This is a genomic window from Mesorhizobium sp. CA7 (assembly GCF_020165015.1).
Lineage (GTDB): Bacteria > Pseudomonadota > Alphaproteobacteria > Rhizobiales > Rhizobiaceae > Mesorhizobium.
The window spans coordinates 226,377-233,886 of the sequence record NZ_JAIUHH010000006.1; the positions used below are offsets into that span (position 1 = coordinate 226,377).

Annotated in this window: 8 protein-coding genes; 3 read left to right on the top strand and 5 right to left on the bottom strand. The window is 64.7% G+C overall.

The annotated features are described in order from the left end of the window. Positions 1-117: 117 nt before the first annotated feature. Entirely contained in the window at positions 118-996 is an 879-nt protein-coding gene (locus tag LB552_RS15055; RefSeq protein ID WP_224607680.1) for a branched-chain amino acid aminotransferase, read from the bottom strand. A 151-nt stretch (positions 997-1,147) separates the two neighbouring features. Here LB552_RS15055 and LB552_RS15060 point away from each other — a divergent pair, with 151 nt between their 5' ends. From LB552_RS15060 to LB552_RS15070, 3 genes are all read left to right on the top strand, one after another. After that, positions 1,148-1,813, top strand: a complete 666-nt coding sequence (locus LB552_RS15060) for a haloacid dehalogenase type II (protein ID WP_224607683.1) — start codon at positions 1,148-1,150, stop codon at positions 1,811-1,813. A gap of 171 nt (positions 1,814-1,984) precedes the next feature. Then, positions 1,985-2,806 (top strand): L,D-transpeptidase, encoded by an 822-nt coding sequence (locus LB552_RS15065; RefSeq protein ID WP_095766864.1) that lies wholly within the window; start codon positions 1,985-1,987, stop codon positions 2,804-2,806. A 188-nt stretch (positions 2,807-2,994) separates the two neighbouring features. Further along, a complete protein-coding gene (locus tag LB552_RS15070; RefSeq protein WP_224607686.1) occupies positions 2,995-3,618 on the top strand; it encodes an FMN-binding negative transcriptional regulator in 624 nt (207 codons plus the stop codon). Between the two features lie 49 nt (positions 3,619-3,667). On the opposite strand, the gene LB552_RS15075 is transcribed toward LB552_RS15070, so the two are convergent. The 4 genes from LB552_RS15075 to LB552_RS15090 all read right to left on the bottom strand — a co-directional run. Then, a complete protein-coding gene (locus tag LB552_RS15075) occupies positions 3,668-4,144 on the bottom strand; it encodes a DUF4189 domain-containing protein (RefSeq protein WP_095766862.1) in 477 nt (158 codons plus the stop codon). Between the two features lie 49 nt (positions 4,145-4,193). After that, complete coding sequence (locus LB552_RS15080) at positions 4,194-4,913, bottom strand: hypothetical protein (protein WP_224607689.1); 720 nt, start codon at positions 4,911-4,913, stop codon at positions 4,194-4,196. Positions 4,914-4,925: 12 nt separating this feature from the next. Next, positions 4,926-5,498 carry an invasion associated locus B family protein gene (locus LB552_RS15085; protein ID WP_224607692.1) on the bottom strand — a complete coding sequence of 191 codons (573 nt, stop codon included), beginning with the start codon at positions 5,496-5,498 and terminating at the stop codon, positions 4,926-4,928. 8 nt (positions 5,499-5,506) lie between these two features. Then, on the bottom strand, positions 5,507-7,510 hold a 2,004-nt coding region (locus LB552_RS15090), incomplete at its 5' end, for a YadA-like family protein (RefSeq protein WP_224607695.1).

Below are 7,510 nucleotides of genomic sequence, written 5' to 3' on the forward strand. Positions count from 1 at the left end.
GCGACTTTTTAGAGCAATTCCAGGAAAAGTGCGAAGCGGTTTTCCGTGCGGAATTGCGCAAAACAGGAAGATGGAGCGTGTCGCCGTTTCCCTGAAACGGTGAAACGCTCCAGCGGGTCAGGCGGCGGACGTCGAATGCGCCCATTCCCAATAGAGCTCGCGCGCCTTCTTGGCCACCGGACCGGGCTGCAGGTCGCGATTTTCGATGCGCGTGACGGGCACCACTTTCGAGTGGTTGCCGGTCGAGAATATCTCGTCGGCTTCGAGGAAATCGCGGACCGACAGCGTTTTCTCGGTGGTCCTGAAACCGTAGTCGCCGAGCAGGCTGATGGTGCGCGAGCGGGTGATGCCCGACAGAAACGTGCCGTTCGGGGCCGGAGTCATCACATGACCGTCCTTGACCAGGAAGATGTTGGAGGTCCCGGTCTCGGCGACATTGCCCAGCATATCTAGCACCAAAGCGTTGTCGAAGCCGCGGTTCTTGGCCTCCAGAATGGCACGGCCATTGTTGGGGTAGAGGCAGCCGGCCTTGGCGTTGGTAGGCATGGTCTCGATTGTCGGGCGCCGGAACGGCGAAACGCCGATCGAAAAGCCGGATGGCGGGATCATCGGCGATTCATAAAGGCAGAGGCAGAAGCGCGTCGAGGACGGGTCGGCCGGCACGCCCATATAGCCGCCATGCTCGGCCCAATACATCGGCCTTACATATACCGCCGTCTTGCCGTCGAATTTCTTCAAACCGTCCCAAGTCAGGTCGACGATCTCTTCCGTCGTCATCGAAGGCTTCAGGCCAAGCGCGATCGCGGAGGCGTTGACGCGAGCGGAGTGCAGCTCGAGATCGGGCGCGACGCCCTCGAACCAGCGGCCGCCGTCAAAGACGCTGGTGCCGAGCCACATGGCGTGGCTGCGCGGCCCGAGAATGGCGACGTTGCCCTCGTACCAGTCGCCGTCCACATAGGTCCAAGTCGCGGTTTGCGCCGCCGCCGCCAGTGTCATGGTCGCCGTCCAATTGAGTGATTTCAGTCCGCCATAGGACGATGCTTTGACGGTTGGCGTCAATTGACATCGGGAAAAATCGTTGGGGCCAGAGGCACTTGGCCGCAATCAATGCTTGCGCGGCAAGCCTGCGCGCCGCAAAACTTGGGACATGCATCATGCTGCCTATGTCTTCGACGCCTATGGCACGTTGTTCGACGTGCATGCCGCCGTGCGCCGTCATGCCGGCGAGATCGGCCCGGACGGCCAGCTTCTCTCCGAAATCTGGCGCGCCAAGCAGCTCGAATATTCCTGGGTGCGGACATTGATGGGGGGTGCGTACGCCGACTTCTGGCAACTGACCGAGCAGGCGCTGGATTTCGCTTTGTGCAAAGTGCCCTCGGCCGATCCGGCGCTGCGGACGAAATTGCTCGAAGCTTATTGGCGGCTCGATTGCTACCCCGAGGTGCCTGCCGTGCTGAAGGCGCTCAAAGCGTCGGGCGCGAAGCTTGCGATCCTCTCCAACGGCTCGCCGGAAATGCTCGACGCGGCGGTCAAATCCGCGGCGCTCGATCAGATCATCGACGACGTGTTTTCGGTCGACCAGGTCAAACGCTTCAAGACCGACCCGTCGGTGTACGACATGGTGGTCACCGGCTGGCGGCTTTACCCCGGCGCGGTCTCGTTCCAGTCGTCGAACCGCTGGGACATCGCCGGCGCGACGAGATTCGGTTTTCGCACGGTCTGGATCAACCGGACCAACCAGCCGGACGAGTATCGCGACCTCCCGCCGGGGCTGATCCTGCCTTCGCTCGAAGGTCTCCTGGCGGAGGTCTGACGCCGCTGTTGCTGCAGGGCAACAGCTGTGGCGCGGTCACAGCTTCGCCTTTTTCTGTCCACCCTCAGGCCAGAATTGGAACCGCCTATCGCCGCCGACTGTTATGAATGCCGCCGCGACGTGCCCGCGGGTTCATGCTTTCTTGCGAATTAAGACCTAGAAAAGGCAACCATGTCAGACGCTTCCTTCCGCATCAGCCGCCGTGGCTTCCTCAATTTCACAGCCCTCGGCGCTGCCTCGGCCGCCGTGTCCGCCTGCACCACCACCGGTCCTGCACCAGCCCCCGTCCAGCCGCCGCCGCCCGCCTATGTCGAGCCGCCGCTCGGCGATTACGAGACGATGTATGGCGCGATGTCGGACAATGGCTTCGACCTGCCGGCCATCCCGGTCAACAAGATCGATCACAGATTCTTGCGCCAGATCGTCCCCGATCCGACCGGACAGCGTCCGGGCACCATCGTCGTCGATACCACCGGTCACTTCCTCTATCTGGTGCGCGAGGGCGGCCAGGCGATCCGCTACGGCGTCGGCCTCGGCCGCGCCGGCTTCGAATGGTCGGGTGACGCGGTCGTGCAGTGGAAGCAGAAATGGCCGAAATGGACACCGCCGGACGAGATGGTGGCCCGCCAGCCGGAACTGACGCAATTCAGCGCCAAGAATGGCGGCATGCCAGGCGGCCTGAAGAACCCGCTCGGGGCGCGCGCGCTCTATCTCTTCCAGGGCAATCAGGACACGCTCTACCGCTTGCACGGCTCGCCCGAATGGTGGTCGATCGGCAAGTCGGTGTCGTCGGGCTGCGTGCGCCTGATCAATCAGGACATCATCGACCTCTACGACCGCGTGCCGACCAAGACGCCGGTCATCGTGACGGCCAATATCGGCGCGCCTGAAGAGGACATGCCGGAGCGCAAGGCGATCCCGATCGACAATGGCGTGCCGACGGGCTCGATCCTGCTCGGCCCGGTGAAGCGGCTCACCAACGAGATTTTCTGACCCTGCGCCTAGGCCAGCGGTGCTTGGCCAAATATAGCCAGCACCGCCACCGGGCTGCGGTGAAAATCCATCATCCCGGCAGCCCGGATCGGCACGCCATGCCGTGCGGCTGGACCATGCAAACTTTCAAGGGCGGATGTTCTAAGCTGGCCGGACTTCAGGCATTCTATGCTGCAAGGAGTCTTACCATGTACACACCACCCGCCTTCCGCGACGACGATCAAGAGAGCCTAATGGCCACGATCCGCGCGGCGCGGCTGGCAATTCTGGTGACAGCCACGGCCGATGGGCCGCTGGCTACGCATCTGCCGCTTTTGCTCGACGAGAACGAGGGCGAGCATGGGGTGATCTACGGGCACGTCGCAAAGGCAAACCCGCAGTGGCACGTGCCGCCGCTGGGCAACGGCCTGGCGATATTCATGGGCCCGGATGCCTATGTGACGCCGGCCTGGTACCAGACCAAGCAGGAGACCGGGAAGGTCGTCCCGACCTGGAACTATGTCGCCGTCCACGCCCATGGGCCGATCGAATTCTTCGAGGACGCCGACAGGCTGCTCGAGGTCGTGACCCGCCTGACCAACCTGCATGAAGGCGAGCGCGCCGCGCCCTGGGCGGTGTCGGACGCGCCGGCGGATTTCATCCAATCGCAGCTGAAGGGCATTGTCGGCCTGCGCATGGCGATTACAAAGCTCGAAGGCAAGCGCAAGATGAGCCAGAACCGCAACGCCGCCGATCGCGCCGGTGTCGTGTCCGGCCTCTCATCCAGCGACCGGCCTTCAGACCGCGAGGTCGCGCCGCTCATTCCAGTGTGAACGGCGCGATATCGGCCAACCGCCGCGGCTGCTTGAGTTCCGCAGCAAGTCAGGTGCAGACCCACTCGCGGATCTTGCACTCCTTGCTCTCGCCTCCGCACTGGGCTGTCGCCTTCTCCTCGGCTTCGCGGCGGGTCGCGGCTGATGCTGCACTCCAGAACGGCGTCGCCTCGCCACGGCTCTTGCCTACCGAGAGCGCCGCGCAGTGCTCATAGGGAAAGCCGGTGCCGTCATCATCGTCCCAATGGCGATGGTTGCGGAACACTTCGACCACCCGGCAGCCCTTGCCATCCGCATTCTCGCAATGCTTGAGCGCAATGTCTTCCGCTTCCTGCCGCTTGTCGGCGCCCCAGAAAAAGCCGTGACGGCCGTCGCCCGGCGAGTAGGCGATCGCGCCCCAGATGCCCTTTTCCTCGCCGGTCTGCGCCGGCGGTGACGGGGCGATCAGGTCAGCCGCGTTGCTCGCAATCGTAAGCCCGGCGAGCGCCGCAAGCAGCGGGATCGAAAGGCGGGGATTGATCAGCATCTTCGTGCTCCAGTTGCAGCTATTCAGCAATCGACTGTCATGCCCGGCTCTAGCCGCCCATGCGCGCGACCGAGACGACGATGCAAGTGTTGCCGGTCGGGACCAGCAGCGCCTGGCCGGCATTGTCGGCCAGGTTGAAAAGCATCGAATTCGAAAGATTGTCCGCCAGCTGGCTGCCCTTCGGGAGAGTCCCGGCGACAACCTGGCAAGACTGTTGAAACGGCGCCACGCGCACAAAGCCACCCTCGCAGCTCTGGCCGAGAGGCGAGGCAAAAACGACGCCCGCGGCCTGCGTCTTGTAGGTCGGCAGGTTGTAGCTCATCCCGGCGACCGCCTGCACGGCGTGGGTGTCGGGCGAAGTGTTGTCCCATTGGGTCTGGATCGCATAGGTCGACCCGGCAGTCAGAGCCTGCCCCATCGTGGCAAAGAGATTGGCGCAGGTGCGGACGCCTGCCTGCGCGACATGCGCCTGAAACGGATTCTTGTTTGCCGAGGCGTCGGTCGGCGCGGGCACGGCTTCCGCCGGCTTGCCCTGGATGGGCGCCTGCGCCTGCGCGGAGGCCGTGCCAGCGACGAATGTCCCAAGCGCGGGATAGAGACGGAACGACAGGACCACCGCCGCCGCGACCAAGACCGCGAACGCGCCGAGCAGCGCCGTGTTTCGCGCCAGGCGCCAGCCTGGCGAACGCTGTGGCGGTGGACTTGCCGGCGGCTCCGGCAGCGCGACCGGCTGCGTCAGGATTCTGTCCTCGATGGATTGGCGTGTCATCTCGAAGTCTTTCTAGTTGATGGCCGACAGCGCGGTCTTGAGTCCCTTGAACGGGGCATCAAGGTTGACGGTCGCCCCCGACGGCAGGGAATAGGAAACCTGGACCGTGGTCTCCTTGCCGATCTGCTCGCGAAGCACCGGGCCGACGGGCACATAGCCGACGCAGACCGACGCATCGCAACCCTGCAGTTGAACGTCGACCGGCTGTTTGCGGCCGGCAAGTCTCAGCGAAAGCTTGCTGCCCTTACCTGCCGCGCTCGGAGTCCGCAATATCATGAAGGGTTTGCCTTTCTCGTCGGCCGCGAGCGACCAGCTGAAGACCAACGCCTGGCTTTGATCGATGAAAGACTGGCCGATGTTGCAGACCTTCTTCCTGGCCTGCAGGTTCTCGTCGCAAATCAGCGTCCAGTTCTCGAACGGACGAGTGGTGCGCTGATAGTCGCCAAGCTTCACGCCCGCGGGCACCGCGACGTCGGAAGGCTTTATCCGATAGGCGGGCTGGGCCGCCTCCTGCCCGGCCGCGCGCGGGCCGGACAGAAGGAGGCAAGTCCCGGATATCACGGCAAGGGCCGTCTGCCTGGTCATCAACGAGCTCAGTTCAGGGTAAAGCTGACGCCCGCGCCGACACCCCAGTGCCCGCCCGCCGTCGTGCCCGAGACATTCGCTCTCGCCCGGCCGTCCTCGCTGGTGTAACCGGCGCCGAACGCCACGGCGCCTTCGCCGCGCCAGTAGCCGCCGCCGGCCGCCACGCTCAGCTTGCCCGGACGGTCGTCATAGCGCAGCGAGGCGGCCGCAAGGCCGATCGCGGCAGCCTGGCGCGCCTCGCCCCGAGCCTCGCCCATATCCATGTTGAGCTGGCTGAGCTTGGAGTCGGTGTAGGCATTGGCCTGCTGCAGCGTGGTGGCCGCCACCTGGTTGGTGTAGGCCTTGGAGTTGTCGAACGTTGTCGCCAGCCCGTTGTTGAACTGCAGCACGTTGACTGCATCGGTATCGGCCGTGCCGGCGCCGACATTGTGGATGACGACGGGCGCATTCACGTCGCCGCCGACAAGCGTCAGCGAATTGGACTTGGTGCCATCCGGGTTCTTGTCATACTGGACGGCGAACTCATTCAGATTGCCGACACTTCCCTGCACTGCTTCGACAGCCTGATTGGTCGCGAAGAGCTGGCTGCCATTGATGGCGTCGGTGGAGGAGGCACTGATCCGCCCCGCCGCCACATTGGTGACGGTGCGCTCGTTGCCGACGCTACCGACGCTCACCGTGCTCGTCGGAGCGGTTCCGGCGAAGGTGTAGTTGACGCCGTTGATCGTCGTGCCGGTGGTGGCGACCGCCGCGGCGGTCGTCGAGCCCGCGCCGAGCGCGACGCTGCCCGGCTCGTTGGCCGTGGCGCCGGCGCCGAGCGCCATGGACTGGGCGCCGTTGGCAGTCGAGTTGGTGCCGAAGGCGATGCTGTCGGCCTGGTTGGAGGTCGCGTTCTGGCCGATCGCGATACCGCCCGGCGCCGTCTGCTGGACGATAGCGCCATTGCCCATGCCGATGCCGTTGTCGCCGTTGACGGTGGTGCGCGGGCCAATCGCGACCGAATCGGCGCCGACAGCCAGCGAGTCCGGCGCAGTCGAATTGGCGTGGAAGTACATGCTCCCCGTTACTGCAAAGGAGCTCAGCGCGCCCTTCAGCTGGCGAAGCGTGACCGCGTCCTGGTCCTGCGTGCCGTCGGCCACGTTGATGATCTGGCGATAAGCGGTGGATGTACCCACCGAGACGGCGCCGAGCAGGCTCATGTCCGTGGTGTTGTAAGGAATGAGGCCGGTGCCGGAGAGGATCGATCCCGACGCGGGCGCGACCGCGCGATCCGAAACCGAGCCGGAGCCCAGCGCCACGCCGTCGGCGATGGTGACCGCTGTGCCGCGGCCGAGGGCCAGGGAATTGGCGGCGGATGCGGTCGCCTGATAGCCGAGCGCCGAGGAGCCAACCCCTTGCGCGAAGGCGTCGGTGACCGGCAGCGTGGTGTCATTGGTGCGCACATAGCGGATGCCGTCGCCATTGGCGTCCGTGTATGCCGTCGAGGTGTCGCCGGCAAAATTGTTGATCGTGTTGCCGAGCGTGGTGATGTCGGCGGTGTTGGCGGCGATGTCGGTGGTGTTCTGCGTCACCTGCTGGTTGGTGGCGAAGAGCTGCGAGCCATTGACCGCGTCGGTCGAGGAGTTGCTCAACCGCCCGGCCGCGACGTTCTGGATCTGGCGCTCCGCGCCCACCGAGCCGACCGAGAATGCGCCCGCCGGGGTTCCCCCGGCGAAGGCGTAGTTCACACCGCCGATCGTCGTGCCGCCGACATTGGTCGTGGCGCCGGACACCGAATTCAGGCCGATCGCCACGTCGCCGGCATTGTTGGCGACGGCATTCGGGCCAATCGCGACGGAATCGGTCCCAAGAGCCTGGGAATCGGCAAGCGTCGAATTGGCATGGAAATATTTGATGCCGCCGCCGGTGTTGATGTTGTTGATCGTGTTGCCGAGAGTGGTGATGTCGGCGGTGTTGGCGGCGATGTCGGTGGTGTTCTGCGTCACCTGCTGGTTGGTGGCGAAGAGCTGCGA